Origin of the sequence: Paenibacillus sp. FSL R5-0486, from assembly GCF_037975155.1 — a bacterium.
In the GTDB taxonomy this organism is placed as follows: domain Bacteria; phylum Bacillota; class Bacilli; order Paenibacillales; family Paenibacillaceae; genus Paenibacillus; species Paenibacillus amylolyticus.
Genome location: NZ_CP150237.1, coordinates 4,017,315 through 4,033,021, shown reverse-complemented (window position 1 = coordinate 4,033,021; position 15,707 = coordinate 4,017,315). Strand labels below are relative to the sequence as shown.

19 protein-coding genes and 2 pseudogenes are annotated in these 15,707 nt (G+C 42.9%); 20 read left to right on the top strand and 1 reads right to left on the bottom strand.

Annotated features, from left to right (window positions below):
- The first annotated feature begins 45 nt into the window (after positions 1-45).
- The 3 genes from MKY01_RS17885 (at position 46) to MKY01_RS17875 (ending at position 1,231) form a co-directional block, all read left to right on the top strand.
- Complete coding sequence (locus tag MKY01_RS17885) at positions 46-255, top strand: hypothetical protein (RefSeq protein ID WP_282321128.1); 210 nt, start codon at positions 46-48, stop codon at positions 253-255.
- Positions 256-378: 123 nt separating this feature from the next.
- Positions 379-651 (top strand): hypothetical protein, encoded by a 273-nt coding sequence (locus MKY01_RS17880; RefSeq protein ID WP_053061591.1) that lies wholly within the window; start codon positions 379-381, stop codon positions 649-651.
- A gap of 166 nt (positions 652-817) precedes the next feature.
- Positions 818-1,231, top strand: coding sequence for a hypothetical protein (locus MKY01_RS17875; RefSeq protein ID WP_127550656.1), 414 nt, complete (start codon positions 818-820; stop codon positions 1,229-1,231).
- Positions 1,232-1,789: 558 nt separating this feature from the next.
- Here the strand turns inward: MKY01_RS17875 and MKY01_RS17870 are convergent.
- A pseudogene (locus MKY01_RS17870) lies at positions 1,790-2,056 on the bottom strand (ran-binding protein 10); the annotation flags it as partial.
- Positions 2,057-2,093: 37 nt separating this feature from the next.
- Here MKY01_RS17870 and MKY01_RS17865 point away from each other — a divergent pair.
- The 17 genes and pseudogenes from MKY01_RS17865 to MKY01_RS17785 all read left to right on the top strand — a co-directional run.
- A pseudogene (locus MKY01_RS17865) lies at positions 2,094-2,267 on the top strand (IS630 family transposase); the annotation flags it as partial.
- A gap of 330 nt (positions 2,268-2,597) precedes the next feature.
- Entirely contained in the window at positions 2,598-3,272 is a 675-nt protein-coding gene (locus MKY01_RS17860) for a phosphotransferase (protein ID WP_339282912.1), read from the top strand.
- 143 nt (positions 3,273-3,415) lie between these two features.
- Positions 3,416-3,841 carry an NUDIX hydrolase gene (locus tag MKY01_RS17855; RefSeq protein WP_127550659.1) on the top strand — a complete coding sequence of 142 codons (426 nt, stop codon included), beginning with the start codon at positions 3,416-3,418 and terminating at the stop codon, positions 3,839-3,841.
- A gap of 241 nt (positions 3,842-4,082) precedes the next feature.
- On the top strand, positions 4,083-4,829 hold the full coding sequence (locus MKY01_RS17850) for a class I SAM-dependent methyltransferase (RefSeq protein WP_339282910.1): 747 nt from the start codon (positions 4,083-4,085) through the stop codon (positions 4,827-4,829).
- Between the two features lie 28 nt (positions 4,830-4,857).
- Positions 4,858-5,400 (top strand): GNAT family protein, encoded by a 543-nt coding sequence (locus MKY01_RS17845; RefSeq protein ID WP_339282909.1) that lies wholly within the window; start codon positions 4,858-4,860, stop codon positions 5,398-5,400.
- A 35-nt stretch (positions 5,401-5,435) separates the two neighbouring features.
- Entirely contained in the window at positions 5,436-5,594 is a 159-nt protein-coding gene (locus tag MKY01_RS17840; protein WP_339282908.1) for a hypothetical protein, read from the top strand.
- A complete protein-coding gene (locus tag MKY01_RS17835; RefSeq protein WP_339282906.1) occupies positions 5,566-5,850 on the top strand; it encodes a hypothetical protein in 285 nt (94 codons plus the stop codon). The genes MKY01_RS17840 and MKY01_RS17835 overlap by 29 nt, the downstream gene beginning before the upstream one ends.
- A gap of 45 nt (positions 5,851-5,895) precedes the next feature.
- On the top strand, positions 5,896-6,459 hold the full coding sequence (locus tag MKY01_RS17830; RefSeq protein WP_339282904.1) for a GNAT family protein: 564 nt from the start codon (positions 5,896-5,898) through the stop codon (positions 6,457-6,459).
- Positions 6,460-6,480: 21 nt separating this feature from the next.
- Positions 6,481-7,074 (top strand): C39 family peptidase, encoded by a 594-nt coding sequence (locus MKY01_RS17825; RefSeq protein ID WP_339282903.1) that lies wholly within the window; start codon positions 6,481-6,483, stop codon positions 7,072-7,074.
- A gap of 315 nt (positions 7,075-7,389) precedes the next feature.
- Complete coding sequence (locus MKY01_RS17820) at positions 7,390-8,529, top strand: collagen-like protein (RefSeq protein WP_036673779.1); 1,140 nt, start codon at positions 7,390-7,392, stop codon at positions 8,527-8,529.
- Between the two features lie 252 nt (positions 8,530-8,781).
- Complete coding sequence (locus tag MKY01_RS17815) at positions 8,782-9,351, top strand: hypothetical protein (RefSeq protein WP_339282902.1); 570 nt, start codon at positions 8,782-8,784, stop codon at positions 9,349-9,351.
- A gap of 210 nt (positions 9,352-9,561) precedes the next feature.
- Positions 9,562-9,954 (top strand): DUF2500 domain-containing protein, encoded by a 393-nt coding sequence (locus MKY01_RS17810; protein ID WP_017688132.1) that lies wholly within the window; start codon positions 9,562-9,564, stop codon positions 9,952-9,954.
- Between the two features lie 147 nt (positions 9,955-10,101).
- Entirely contained in the window at positions 10,102-10,851 is a 750-nt protein-coding gene (locus MKY01_RS17805) for a glucose 1-dehydrogenase (RefSeq protein ID WP_339282901.1), read from the top strand.
- Positions 10,852-11,055: 204 nt separating this feature from the next.
- On the top strand, positions 11,056-12,741 hold the full coding sequence (locus tag MKY01_RS17800; protein WP_339282899.1) for a hypothetical protein: 1,686 nt from the start codon (positions 11,056-11,058) through the stop codon (positions 12,739-12,741).
- A 160-nt stretch (positions 12,742-12,901) separates the two neighbouring features.
- Positions 12,902-13,324: a cell wall hydrolase gene (locus tag MKY01_RS17795; protein WP_036613979.1), complete on the top strand. Its 423-nt coding sequence runs from the start codon at positions 12,902-12,904 to the stop codon at positions 13,322-13,324.
- Between the two features lie 135 nt (positions 13,325-13,459).
- Positions 13,460-13,858 (top strand): spore coat protein GerQ, encoded by a 399-nt coding sequence (gerQ, locus tag MKY01_RS17790; RefSeq protein ID WP_235193948.1) that lies wholly within the window; start codon positions 13,460-13,462, stop codon positions 13,856-13,858.
- Between the two features lie 234 nt (positions 13,859-14,092).
- Entirely contained in the window at positions 14,093-15,676 is a 1,584-nt protein-coding gene (locus MKY01_RS17785) for a sigma-70 family RNA polymerase sigma factor (RefSeq protein WP_339282898.1), read from the top strand.
- The last annotated feature ends 31 nt before the right edge of the window (positions 15,677-15,707 follow it).

Below are 15,707 nucleotides of genomic sequence, written 5' to 3'. Positions count from 1 at the left end.
CTAGAAGGTGATATATTTAACTCAACAAGAGAAGGAGTGATGAAGATGAGAACCAACGGTCAAACTCAAATCACGCAGGCGGATGAATTAACCAGATATATGCTTCAATTATGCTACACATGTGACGATGCGAATCGTTGCACGACAGAGGAAGCAGTGAAGGCTTGCATGGCAGAACATGCACAGGCAGACCAGCCCGAACCAGCCGAAGGTGGAGAAGTAACTCGCGGGTATATGGATATGATGTACGCTTAGTTATCAAAACTGATCAAAGTAAGCTGATATATCAACGTTTTGCCTCTGAAGTGCACCTTTTAGAATAGACATTGGAAAAACCCTTGGGTTTAGCCGATGAAATTCTAGGGGGTGTATTTTTTTATGGCGATTAAAGGACACTTTGAAAGTGTTATCTCGGTTGTTATCACAATTACTATTGTAAGAGGAACGTTAGCAACTGAATCAGTTATTTATTCCGCGACATCTACGAATGACTTTGGCCCTCTGGCACCACAGATTATCACATTTCCAGCAAAAGATTTCAATCCACCACTCTTACTACAATTGACGTACACTGCTTTTATAGGCACTAGCCTGGTACCTGTTATTCGTGTAGGTCCTGAGAACTTCGATTGGTTCATTGTCTCAGACTAATCTGAACAAAAAGGATAATTATGGTGATATAGGAACAAATCCGATAGCATCGGTAAATATGACTTGACTGGCATAAAGCTGGAGGAGTCATTTTTTTATTATTTGGATTTTAAATCCCACAAATGTTAAAGTTAGGATATCCGACAGAAGAGAGGGGAATACTTAAATGGAAACTAAAGCAAATGGAGTTCTCAAAAATTTGACTTACCTTGTTTTAATTATTGTTTTATTCGCAGTTGGATCTATGTTACTCAATAACCAACTTACGCAAGCCAGAACGAGATTTGATGTTAGCCCTTTTTTGATAACAATTATACCAATTGTTTTCTTCGGAGGTATTGGTGTGGTTCTTGGATTAATGATTAGAGGACAATTGAGATCAACAAAACAACAGGACACATCGGGTTTCCTACTGATAACTTTACCGGCTCTTATTGTTTCTTTAAGTTATGTATGGGCCTCATTTGGATGGTTAAATGATTCTGTATATCAATATATTGTTGTTAATGACTATTTAGTGATTGTGGCTAGTGTAATCTTAGGATTCTCTATAATGTCAGCTTTACCAAAGAAAATTTAGGGTAATATCGGAATTTAGTTGGAAAGGTTCTCAGTAAAAATCCAACTTCTAATACCTTTAGTTATAATACAGGCTGGGGTTATGTGAATTGGTATCCTGACTCAACCGTTTCAGGTCCTAGAGGTAACTCTGAAGCAACTGTAACTGCTACAGGTATGGGCTCGGGCTACAAGTTATTCTTATTCTATGCATTAACTAAATAATTGAACTTATAAATTATGAACGAGCTCCACTACTAAAAGTTAGTGGGGCTCTATTTTTAATTATAGAGTTTTATCAAGCAGCGTGTCCGGCTCTTGTTTGTCTGTAGCTCAGCAGTAGCCTTGCGGCCTAGTAAACGTTTGACAATCCGGACCGCTTGATAATACTTATCTGCCCCATTCCCATAAATGTATGTGATGTCTCCCGCGCTGTTATACTTCCAAGGTAAAGTCATCTCCAATAGAACAATTCTGTTTTTTCTGGAATTTATGACCGGTAGTATGATTGGGCTTAATGAAATATCTCCTGAATTGAATACATAATAGAGCAGGAGGGATAACCTCACTGTTCTTTCTTTTATTTGGTCGTATATTCACTTACTTCAAACGTTAGAATTTTATCGAATATCACGTAATCTGTACGCTTACTAAATGGACCTTTGTTGTTGCTGTATTTGTTGATGGCGAACTTGGCCGGTCCAGCTCCTCCATCACGAGCATCATACCAGTTGAGGAATGCATTTACCTAACTCATTGGAAGATCGTATTCTTTCTCTAAACCAGTTGTCAATGTGACTACTAGGATAGCACGATCCCCAGATGGTTGTTCAGGCTGTGGTTCTGGGATAGAAGGTTGTTCTGGTTCTGGTTCTGGTTCAGTTTACAGCCCTCAACTAAATGCCGTCGAGGGATTATGGAAATGGCTGAAATCCGATGTAATTAACAACGTCTTCTACCACAAAGTGACTGAAATTCGCATCAACGTAGAGCAATTCATGAACGAGATTATGCAAGTGCCTTTGACAATCATAGATCTGCTCTGCGTCAGGTTCTAGCGAGTCGTTTCTTTAGTTCCATCTAAATAGAACTCAGATGAGAAGCAATAAATCAGCTTGTACAACTACAAACGTATGTGAGAGAAAATTATAGTAAGATGGATCTGATGTACGCATAGGCTTATGATTCACGGATCATTCACAGAGAACGTTCCTACGGGAGGGTTCTTTTTGATTTGGAGAGAAATGTATGCGCTTTTAAATGTACTACGCAAATATTGCAGCATGGGTTATTATAGAAATAATTAAGGTGAATCACTCAAAATGTGGATTTTTTTATTGACTTTATCTGAAAGAGAAAGGGCATGAAATTGTAGAAAGGACAAAACTATGAACATTCAAGATCTCCCAATTGAAATAAAAGGACATATAGGGGAAGTCCAGAAAATCACTTCTCCTAAGCAAGGTCATACTTCTACTGTGGCTATTCTGGATATGTTCGACCAAAAGTACATCATCAAGAAGACAGAAAACGATCTTTATAATGAATGGTTATCCGATGAATATAAGGTACTCCAATACCTTTACCATACGGGACTCCCTGTTCCAAAGGTATATTCATTTCACACTGAGGACACATCGAGATGGCTTCTGATGGATTATATTGATGGAATAAGTTTAAGAGAATTTCTCTCTAAGATGCCTGACCTTCAAAGTAAAGAAAAAGCGATTTTTAACTTTGGACTTTGTTTAAAGAAAATACACGAATGCTCTTGTCCTGTTGAATTATTGAACAATAACAGTCCTTGGTTAGATACAATGCTTAATAAAGCAGAATATAATCTAACTCACTTTGCTGTAGACGGATCAGCAGAACTACTTCAACAGTTGAAAGAAGGAAGACCAAAACCAATAGAGAACACTTTCATCCATGGAGATTTTACTATAGATAATGTGCTAGTTAATGATTGCAATATTGTTGGAGTTATTGACTGGGCAGGAGCAGCTTATGGCGATCCAAGATATGATGTAGCATTAGCCATTTTGATAATGAAAGAGATATAGAAATATTTTATAACGGGTATGGAAAGTTAAGAATAACGGATGAAGAATATAATTATTTTGAAGACGGGATATATAACTTCTTTTAGTCTGGCTATAAATTGTTCTTCAAACGTATATTAATCTCTCTAGAAGGAGTCGAATAAATGAGCCCTCCAAAACATATCTTATCTGCCGCTGCAATCGTGATAAACGACAAAAATGAATTATTACTTATTAGAGGACCACGAAGAGGATGGGAAATGCCAGGTGGTCAAGTGGAAGAAGGAGAATCTCTAAGTCAAGCTGCGATCCGAGAAACGAAAGAGGAGTCCGGTATCGACATTGAAATTATCAAATTCTGTGGAATATTTCAGAATATCGAAAATTCAATATGTAACACATTATTTCTAGCCAAACCAATAGGAGGAGAATTAATCACATCAACGGAGAGTTTAGAGTCTGGTTTCTTTCCGATCGAAGAAGCCATTTTAAAAGTCGAATGGAAAAACTTCAGAGAAAGAATAGAGTATTGTTTAAAACCTGAGATGCAACCTTTTTGCATTGAGTTCAGTGATAAGAATAATATTTAAAAGTTTCCGGAAAGGAAGTTCAATCATTGAAACGAGTCGATGTAAATCGTCGGAGGGAGAGAAGAGATATCAAGACCAGACGAAATCTCTGAGATTGCATGGTTGGATATAACACAGGCAGATGAGCTTATGCCTTACTACAAGAACGGCTTTAAAAGCTTACTTAATGGCAATGAGATTACATATTTCAACGAAGGTAACAAGTAATGTTCTGAATGTAGTGTATAAAGGAGGCTATCAGATGAACAAGCACAGTGTTTATGAAACAAACAGCTTTTATTGGGATACAAAAGGGAATGACTTTTTGAGTGCAATCGTGCTTCCACATTATGGAGCATTTATCTCAGAAGAAAAACACCAACTTTTTGGTGATGTCTCAGGATTAAAGATGTTAGAGGTGGGCTGTGGAAATGGTCAATCCTTGCAGTATCATGGAGACCGCAAAGCAGGTGAACTGTGGGGTATGGATATATCCCAGAAACAGATAGAAAAGACACAACAACACTTGAGGACATACGGAATTCCTGCAACATTGATATGTTCACCCATGGAAGAGGGATGTGGTATTCCTACTAATTATTTTGACGCTGTGTATTCGATTTATGCCATAGGTTGGACAACCGATCTTGAAGGTACTTTCAGCCGAATCGCTTCTTATTTAAAGAAAGATGGCATTTTTATTTTCAGCTGGTCTCATCCAATTCATAGATGTGTCGTTGAAGAAAATGATAGATTTGTTTTCAATAAGTCATATTCTGATGAATCTTGGTATGCGGTGTCTCCTGATTTTTGTCAGGGAGAATTAGTTTTAGCTGATCGTCAAATATCAGCCTATGTCAACGCGTTAGCAAAAGCGGGATTTGTCATTGAACAAATGATAGAAGAATCCGATGAGGATATCATGCAATTACATAATAATAGCGATAGTCTCCTTAAAAGAGCGAAGATGTTACCTGTATCCTTTGTGATTAAAGCAAGAAAACGGTGATTAAATGAAATGAATCGGAGAGTGGGATATGTTTAAATATCAAATGGATACTGCTACCTATGTATCGCTATTGGCAATGAAAGATGCACCCCAATTATATAATCTGATCGATCGAAACAGGGATCATATAGGAGCGTGGTTGAAGTTCCCCAGCATGACATTAACAGAAGATGATTCAAGAAATTTCATCAAGAGAACACGTATACGCTATGCTCAAGATGATGGTTATTGGTTAGGAATCTGGTGTGGAGACGAGCTTGCTGGTTCTATTGGATACTTATACATTGATCAAGAAAACAAGAAGACTGAAATAGGATATTGGCTTGGTCAGGAATATGAGGGTAGGGGACTTATTACAAAATCGATTAAAATTCTAATTGATTACGCATTTGATGAACTTGAATTAAATAAAGTTGAAATTGGCGTAGCAACAGACAATCTCAAAAGCCGCGCAATTCCTGAAAAATTAGGCTTTCAACGTGAAGGTGAATTAAGGGATTACGAATATATTAACGGTACATATTTAAACAGGATTATTTATGGGTTGAAAGCAGATCAATGGAGAACGTAATAAATCAAAATTTATTTTAACTCAAGGAGCGAGTTATGAGAAGATTACCGCTTTTTATAGTGACAGGCGCAAGTGGAACAGGAAAAACAACGATCTCTTCGCTTGTTCGCAAGCAACTTCCCGAATTTGACGTCTTTGACATGGATATCATCTTTATGTGGAACGATGGTCCCGGAAAATATTGCATGGTCTGATTACATAGATCGATTTGATCGGATTCTATATATGAACTTGCATTGTGACGATGTTACTCGCGAGACGCGTTTAAGAGCCCGTGGGTGGGACGAGAACCTGGTTGAAGATCACAAGAATTTTGCCAATTGGTTACTCCAGAATTCGGAAACTGCGTTTGACCCGCCAATGCAAACAGTTGATACGACAGAACTTACAGCAGAGGGAGTAGCTGAACAGATTAAAGAATGGGTTCTAAAGAACTGGTGTGTTGAATGAACACCTAAAATTAACCTCATAGTTAGATTGAGTGGGAGGAACAGAATGCTACCTTTTCAAGTGAATGAATCTATTGTATTAAAGCTGATCCAATCTCGAGATAGAGATGAGTTGTATGCGTTAATTGATGAGAATAGAAAGTACTTGAGAGCGTGGTTACTCTGGGTTGATAAACGACAATCGCCCAGTGATTTAGATTCTGTAATAGATGTATGGACACATAATTATGAAGAGAAGAACGGTTTTGATTCCGGAATATGGTTCGATGGACAATTGGTCGGGATGTTAGGATTGCATTATATTGATTGGAACAATAGAGCAACGAGCATTGGATATTTTTTAGCAGAGTCAGCGCAGGGCAAAGGAATCATCACCAAATCAATAGAACAATTGCTTAAATATCTCTTTAACGAGTTGAAGTTAAATCGTGTAATCATTCAATGTGCAGAAAACAACTTTAAAAGCAGGGCTATACCTGAGAAAATCGGATTTTCATATGAGGGAACATCCAGAGAAGCTCAACGGGTTTACGATCATTATGAGAATATTGTGACGTATAGTCTGCTGTCTAGTGAATGGCATACTCAAACGGTAGAGTACATCGTCTGATGAAACGAAGGAGGTCACGAATTGTTTCTCAATGTATTACTTTGGTTGATTATTCTCTGGGTGATCTCCCTTTATTTCAGTTTTCCTAAGAAAGATCGCATGTACACAGTCAATGTGCCGAGTACATATTACATTCAATCTTCAAATCGGTTGGATATTCAGAAAAACTACGAATGCGCTGCATTTTCCAGTGCGTTTGTCTTGAGACATTTCGGTTTGGAGTCCAACGGAACAAAGCTATATGAAACCTATCCTCGCAAATTACTGGATGGTACGGTATATCCCAAAGCGGTCGTTGTTTTTTTCAGAAAACTAGGATATCAGGCAATGTACTTACGAGGAAATGTGAATACGTTGAAGAAACAGATCAGCCAAGGGGTACCTGTTATTTTATTTATTAGAGTACATCCCAAACAACGTTATTTGCATTTTGTTCCCGTCGTTGGTTATGATGAAACGCATTTTTACTTGGCAGAATCGTTAGACCACAAGATTAATTGTGATGAAGAATATTACAATCGAAAAATCAGCATAAATGAACTCAACATGTTATGGAGGTCGTGGTTACCTTTTTCTCAAAACTCCTATATCGTCGTACACCCGATGCAGATTTAAGACGGCTCTCTTTCAAGGGACAAGATATATTTCTTTAAACGAACTAATCTGCTTTATTCGGAACGTCTGCTTAGTTAAACCAAGCAACTCATGCCCAAATGGCATGAGTTTTTTTGAACAAATCTCCTCACGTAAACCAGCTCGACTCAATTAATGGTTTTGAACAAAATAGATCAAACGTATAGGCAGTTGCTACTGATTTTATTGTTTTACCTGATAATTAGCGGAGTTTTTTAGTTAAAATGGTTGTTCGTCCACGCATCTTTTCATCTACATACGTACGTTAAACCATGTCTATAGGGAGGTGTCCACACTGTGAGTCATTCAGAAGTGAAGAAACGTATGAAGAGAAAAAAGGCAACATTCCATCCGTGTAAAGTTAAAAGAAAAGAACGCCGATTGAAAGTGGTCAAAAAGTTCGTTCAAGTAAAATGTCCGCCTCCAGAAGTGAATATATCTACCCCTACTGTCGTTGGCCCAACAGGACCACAAGGTATACAAGGCGTACAGGGCGTACAAGGTATTCCAGGTAAACAAGGGGTTGAAGGGCCAACTGGAGCTCAAGGACCAGCAGGGGGGCCACCTGGACCACAAGGGCCTCAGGGACAGCCTGGTCCTGCTGGAGCGGTAGGTTCTCAAGGTCCGGTCGGGCCTGCTGGACCTATGGGAGCACAGGGGATTCCGGGAGAAGCAGGGGCCGTAGGGCCACAAGGTCCGCAGGGTAATCCTGGACCTGCCGGGGCAATTGGGCCTCAAGGTGTTGCTGGAGCTGTTGGGCCGACGGGTGCGACAGGAGCTGCAGGAGCAGTAGGCCCGGCAGGCCCAGCCGGTGCAGCAGGAGCGGTAGGCCCAGCAGGGCCAGCCGGTGCAGCAGGAGCGGTAGGCCCAGCAGGGCCAGCCGGTGCAGCAGGAGCAGTAGGTCCGGCAGGGCCAGCCGGTGCAGCAGGAGCAGTAGGCCCGACTGGTGCTACAGGAGTAGCTGGTCCAGCTGGAGCCACGGGAGGTACAGGTGCAACAGGAGCAGCCGGAAGCGTACTGGGATTTGCTGACTTTTTCGCACTGATGCCACCTGATAATGCAGCAACGGTTGCTCCCGGTACTGATGTAAGCTTTCCTCAGGATGGGCCGACAAGTGGAACAACTATCGCACGTACGGGGCCTAGTTCATTCAATCTGGCAGCCATTGGTACGTATCAGATTTTGTTCCAGGTGAGCATCAATGAAGCCGGTCAATTAATCTTAACTCTCAATGGGGCAGATTTGGCTCCTACTGTAGTTGGGCGAGCAACGGGAACGTCTCAGATTGTGGGTATGGCTTTAGTGCAGACAACCGTGATTAATTCTATTCTGACCGTTCGGAACCCGGCTGGTAATGCTACTGCATTAACAATCACGCCACTTGCGGGCGGAACAAGACCTGTATCGGCACATCTTGTGATCACACAATTAGCGTGAATCAGTTAACAGGCTAGCTAATTGTCCTCAGCTTTATTAAATATGCATCCACAAGGGTAACATGGGTTTGCTTGAACTGAGATAGCAGTGCTTTACCTGAGGCTGTTATCTCAGTTGGAGCGGATAATGGTACAGGAGTAACTACATATCGGATACTCTTTTTGTTTGCGAGGAATGGTGAAAACGTCACTACTAATTATTTTTTCAGTTGATAATATGATAAAATATTGGAAAAACATCAGAGGTGAGTACATGAAGAATGGACACTGGAGAAAAATAACATGGATTGTTGCGGCATTATTATTAATCATGATCACGGCTTGCAGCAATAGCAAATTCAATCCAAACGAATTTTCAGAACAGGATCTGGCTGTGACGAAGACTGACAGTGAGGATAAGATTACGTATGGAATGAGTCAGGAAGAGACGGAGAAAATCCTCGGTGAGGGAACATCAACGGGTGTGGGTGAATCCTATCAATACAATAACGGGATAACGATTGGCTATAGGGATGCCAAAGTCGTTAGTATCATCTTGAATAAGGACTCGAAAGGGTACTTTAAGACGGCTCGCGGGGCAGAAGCGGGGATGACACATCAAGAGATTCTCGATCTGTATGGCAAGGAACATGTTTTGGTCGAATCTGAACGTAATATCGATTATGCCTATCATATTCAGAAGGAAACATTCCTGGATGAGAAGTCGCTGCAAGCGGAAAAAGATGATCTGGCTATCTATCGTGCATCGTTCATGCTGACAAAAGAGGGACAGGTCAATCAGGTTATATTATTGGATCAACGATTTGCAACAACCTTTAAGTAAAAACATGGCTGCTAGGCAGCAGGGTATTAGATAATGAAATAGTACTTATTTTTCGTATGAAGAAACCCTTCGGTATTCTGCCGGAGGGTTTTTCCCTTCACATCGTTGGATTTCAATCCGGATAACAAGTTCCTTGTTTACGTGCATATACATTACAGGAGACGGGTCAAGACTCCGGCTGTCCTAAGTTGTATGAACGGAGGGAGAGACATGGGCATTGAATCATCCTGGATGTTTGATTTGTTTGGAACCGTCTTTCCGGTTGTATTTGTTCTGATTATAGGTATAGTCCTTCTGTCGATGGGAAAGGAGGTATGGAGGTGGGGACGCAACAACTCGGAGCCGCTATTAACCGTGCCTTCACGAATCACCAGCAGACGGATGAAGATGAGTCAGTCGCAATCTGAACCGGGGAGTACAGCACGAACGTTATACTACGTCACCTTTGAAGTGGAAAGTGGAGATCGGCTCGAATTCAAAGTCAATGGCGAAGAGTATGGTTTGTGTGCTGAGGGGGATGAAGGACGGCTCTCGTTCAAAGGAACGCGTTATGTAGGCTTCGAGCGATATAATCGCGTATATTCTGAACGCCTACGGGGTTAAACTGAGCAGCTTGCGCCAGGATGGCGTGAGCTTTTTTTGATTATTTACTGGACAAGCGTTTCTTAATGGCCCTGACGTGTATTTATATAAGAAGAGGCATAATGAAATTATGATCAAGGGATCATTACCATAGAGGAGGCAACGAATATGTCATTTACAGATCAGGTTGTTGTTGTAACTGGTGCTGCTCAGGGAATCGGACGGAGTGTGGCTGAGGCTTATGCGGTCGCCGGAGCCAAAGTTGTACTTGCTGACTACAAGGAAGCGGAGGGTGCGGCAGCCGCAGCTTCCATTCGTAATGAAGGCGGAGAAGCCATCTTTGTCCAATGTGATGTTCGGAGCGAGCAGGACATTACGAACCTTTTTCGTACAACCTTAGATGAATTCAAGCAAATTGATGTTTTGGTGAATAATGCAGGACTCACCAAATGGAAATCACCCTATGAGCTAACGTTGGAAGAATGGGACGATGTACTCAATACCAATGTGAGAAGTTGCTTTTTGGCGAGTCGGGAAGCAGCCAAACATATGAAAAGCAATGAACACGGGGGTGCCATTATCAACATGGCTTCTACACGTGCGCTGATGTCTGAGCCTGATACGGAAGCTTATGCCGCATCCAAAGGAGCGATTGTAGCTCTGACGCATGCGCTGGCGGTCTCACTGGGCAAGGACCAAATTCGGGTCAATTGTATCAGTCCGGGATGGATTGAGACAGGAGACGTGGAAAAATTGAAAAAGGAGGATCATGAACAGCATCCATCCGGTCGTGTGGGTGTTCCTTCGGATATCTCCCGTGCTTGTTTATATTTATCTGATCCAAGCAATACCTTTGTCACAGGGACCAACCTTGTTATTGATGGAGGTATGACCCGAAAAATGATATATGAGGACTAGAACCGGGATCGAACCGGGTTAGCCTTAAGCTGGCACAACTTAAGAGTGATAAGCCCAAGTTAAGCACTTGGGCTTATTTGTTTTTAATAACTCGGTTGCTATAATAAATGTGATTTTACAACAGTAGAGGAATGGAGGGAGTATATGTTCGGGAAACAATCCCGGAAGGTATTTTGGCTGTTACTGCTGATCGGAGGGATGATAATGATAGGGAATGAGTCACCTGCTGAAGCTGACGGCGCAGATATACGGGCGGCCTGGGTATGGCAGGCACAGTCTGTTAGCAACGGAGATGAGCTGTTGGCCAATGCAGCTAAACATAAGATAAACAGGCTGTACGTGAATGTAGACATGACGCTGCCCAAGGAGGTATACCAGACGTTTATAGCCAAAGCCAGCAGTGCGGGTATTGCGGTTGAAGCGCTGGGAGGTGATCCATCCTGGGCAATCAGTGGCCGTGAAGGTCCCATGCTCAGATTAGCCTCGTGGGTAAGTGATTACAATCAAGCTGCTGAGCCCAACGAGCAATTTGATGCCATACATCTGGATATCAAGCCCTATGTGTTACCAGCCTGGCAAAAAGATGCCAAGCCACTGGTACAATCCTGGGTAGCCAATATGAATCTGTTATTTGAGCAATTAAGACAGGATGGCGCAGTTGCAGTGAATATGGATCTGCCATTCTGGCTAGATTCGTACACCGTCACAGGAAATAGAGGTTCTGAGGATGCAGATAACGAACCATTGTCACGTTGGTTCATTGAACAAGTGGAGCATGTCACTTTACTCGCTTACCGTGATAACGCGCAAGGGAACAATGGTATCATACGTTTGATTGAACAGGAAATGAACTGGGCCGATGCCAGCAATGTGAGCGTCACGGTTGGGTTGAACACCAAGCCCATGCCTGGTGAGGAGTTCACGTCATTTGCCGGGAAAGGTGTAGCACAACTGGAAAGCGTTATTGAAGAAGTTGCCTCCGCATTCGGCGAGCATAGTTCCTACGCAGGTTCTGCTGTACATGACATCGTATACTGGGGACAACTGGAGCCGTCGGAACTGCCATCACCGGAGATTCCATCCAATCAGCCAGAGATTCGGGGAACGTATATCTGGGAGGCCTCTCAGGTGACGAATGACGGGGGAGAGCACATACTAGCATTTGCTAGAGAGCAGAATATTAACTGGTTGTATGTCCGGTTGGACCTGGATCAACCCTATTCCAGCTATCGCAGTTTTGTGAAACGGGCAAAAGCGCAGGGTATTGAGATCCATGCGATGGGTGGACACCCCATCTGGGGCAAAAAGGAGAATCGTCCACGCATTCAGCGATTGATTGATTATGTGAAAAACTATAATGCTGAATCCGAGCCGGATGAACGATTTGAAGGCATCCATCTGGATATTGAGCCTTACACTTTGCCAGAGTGGGAGAATAGTCGGGACACCTTATTGACCGAATGGGCTGCCAATATTACATTTTTCCAGGAAGAAACGAAGAAGGACAGTGATCTCGAAACAAGCGCAGACCTTGCTGTATGGCTGGATAGCTTCGCGTTGCCAGGAAAGGATACATCTGTGGCTGAATTTATGATCCGTACACTCGATCATGTGTCGCTGATGGCTTTCCGTAACAACGCCGAAGGTTCCAATGGGATTGCTGCTGTTGTGAGTCAGGAGATGGAGATCGCCGATCGTTTCGGTAAAAGGTTGATGATTTCGGTCGAAATGAAGCAGAACCACGAAGGTCCTCATATTTCTTTTTATGAAAAAGGGGCAGCGGAGATGGAACTTCAGCTTGCCAAGCTTCCTGATCTGCTGGCCGAATATCAGGCTTACCAAGGCAACATTGTTCATGCCTATGATTATTGGATTGAAGCCAAGCCTTAAACAGGCGAGTATTATAAGAAACGAGTTGCTTCGGGACTTCACCTTGGGTGAGGTTCCGGGCTTTTTTTTATGGAAAAAAGATGGAATCGTGTCACCGAATGGGCTCCTGCACAATACGATGTACGGAGATGAACAGCTGAAACAAGGGAGGAAACAGACTATGGCTGTTATTAAAGCCAACTCAGAGGACGTCAAGCTGCTGGCTAGGCTCATGAGGGCAGAGGCTGAAGGTGACGGCGATCAGGGTATGTTGCTTGTGGGCAATGTAGGTGTGAACCGGGTGCTGGTGGATTGTCTGGATTTCAAGGATATTCGCGATATCAATCGTATGGTATTCCAGAATCCAGGAGGCTACGAGTCAACACAGAAGGGGTACTTTTACCAACGGGCAAGACAGTCCGAGATTCGTCTCGCACAACGGGTGATTAATGGAGAGCGCATCTGGCCAGCAAGCAATTCATTGTGGTTTTTCCGACCTGTGGGCGACTGCCCACCAACGTGGTATGACCAGCAAAATACAGGACGTTTCAAAGCGCATTGTTTCTTCAGTCCGACAGGCGATGACTGTCCGGAAGTATATTAAATTTTGGGAGGAATCATCATGATTAATCAGCCTTATCAACCAACAACTCAAACACTGGGTCAGCAAGCAAATTCTGTGATGGGTCAACAAGCTAATTCTCAGGTTCAAGGTACGTCTTACAAAATCGGTAACGGAATGCCTGCCATGTCACCAACGCCAGGGATGGTATCACCAAGCTCCACAAGTGTACCGCCACTCGTATCCAGTGGAAGCCCAATGACACCAACGGGTGCAGTGATTACAACAACAGCTCCACAGTTTGAGCAGTCATACATTGAGAATATTTTACGTCTGAACCTTGGTAAATTCGGTACATTCTACATGACATATGAAGGCAACAAAGAATGGAACGCTCGCATATTCCAAGGTATTATTGAAGCAGCGGGCCGTGATCATATTATCATCAGTGACCCGAAGACAGGAAGACGGATCATGCTGTTGATGGTCAACTTCGACTATGCTACATTTGATGAGCCGTTGTTGTATCAATATCCGGGCGTGGTAGGCAATTACCCGCAAGCTCCAAGCAGATAATCATTTTCACCTCATCATGTTGATTGATAACTGACATGTCACATGTCTAACACATACTGATTTACATCGCTGTCCTTGAATGTGGAGGTAATCCGCAGACAGGACAGCTTTTTACATAAACATATATACGAAGGTTACTATAGATTTAGAGTTATACGTAACCTTTTGGCGATAACATGGCACTTATACATGAATAGAACAAGCAGCATGCTTATATGAAGGGAGTCCATAGCATTGAATTCATGGATTGAAGGAGCGATGAAGGGCGAAACCGAAGCTTACGCACAACTGATGTCTCAATATCGCGGGATGGCTCTTGCTGTTGCCTACAATCGTTTAGGAGATACATTTTGGGCTGAAGATGTCGTACAGGAAGCATTTACTGAAGCCTTTGGCAATCTGTCCAAGCTGGAAGCTCCTGAGGCTTTTCCAGGGTGGTTCAAGGTAATTGTGGAGAGGCAGTGTTATCGCTGGCTAAGACGAAAGCAACATACCATGATTCCAGTTCAGGAGCTGGAGCATGTATTCCATGAAGAGGATCAGGCGCATAATCCGGAAAAACAAGCGGTGCAAAATGAAATGCATCGTACGCTTCGTGATTCCATTGCAATACTGCCATCATCGATGCGGATTGCTGTTGAACTGTTTTATTTGGAAGGATACTCGCTCAAGGAAATATCGGATTTCCTCGGGGTGAAGGTACCTGCATTAAAGAAAAGACTGTTCGATGCCCGATCCAAACTCAAGCGCTCTATGCCTGTAAGGGATCTGGTCTCTGTATTCAGTGACTTGTATGAAGGGGGAAAAGGATTGTTACACATTATGAATGGGGATCACGCTGCCAATCGTTTAAGAGAGAGTGGAATTCAGGGAGACATCCTCGTATGGAGAGAGTTGTATACGTTCGGCCCGGTAGCCAAAGAGATGGGAGATACAAAGGAGCGGCAGAATCGAGCTTCCGTGTTAGAGCAGCAGTTGGGCATTCCACAGGCGGAATACTTGAAGATTGAGGAGCTTGAACGCAAGTTGCATTTGTTTCAACAATACAAGGAAATTGTCTTATGGTTCGAATACGATCTCTATGATCAGACGATGTTATCGTATCTATTGCATTATTTCAAAGGACAAGCACTCCAGAATACAAAACTGAATCTGCTCTGCATTGACTCGTATCCAGAGATCGAGCACTTTAGAGGACTGGGACAGCTTACCTCCACACAGATTGAACGTCTGTCCGGCAGTTGGCATGTGATTGAGAAAAACGAGTTACAAGCCGGTGCACAGTTCTGGGAAGCCTATACGTCGACTGATTCCCGGCATCATCTGGATTACTTGCAGGCAGATACTTCTGCGCTACCCTTTGCGAAAGCTGCCTTTAAGGCACATTTGTCCCGTCTGCCATCTGTATCGAACGGTCTGGGACTCATTGAGCAGACAACACTGGAGACTATTAGAGCAGGTGTGGAGCATCCGTATCCATTATTTCGCGAGGTAGGAGACAAACTGCATATTCTCGGGATGGGTGATCTTGAATACTGGGCACATCTGAAGCGGATGACAGAAGGACCTCATGCTCTTCTTCAGATGAGCGGTGCAACCACTTTCCCTAATTTCAAGCAGCATGATGAAAAATTCCGTGACGGAATCCTGTCGCTAACGGAACTCGGAATTCAGGTGTTGAATGGAGAAGTCGATTGGGCATTGCTTAAGCAGGATGAATTCTGGATCGGTGGATTGCATAACGCAAGCGGGGGACGAGCGAAGTGGCGTTGGAACCCCGCTTCGGAAACCGTAGTGGAGATTGAGTCCACATCGTAATCGGCGGATAGAATCTGAGAAAATAACGTAT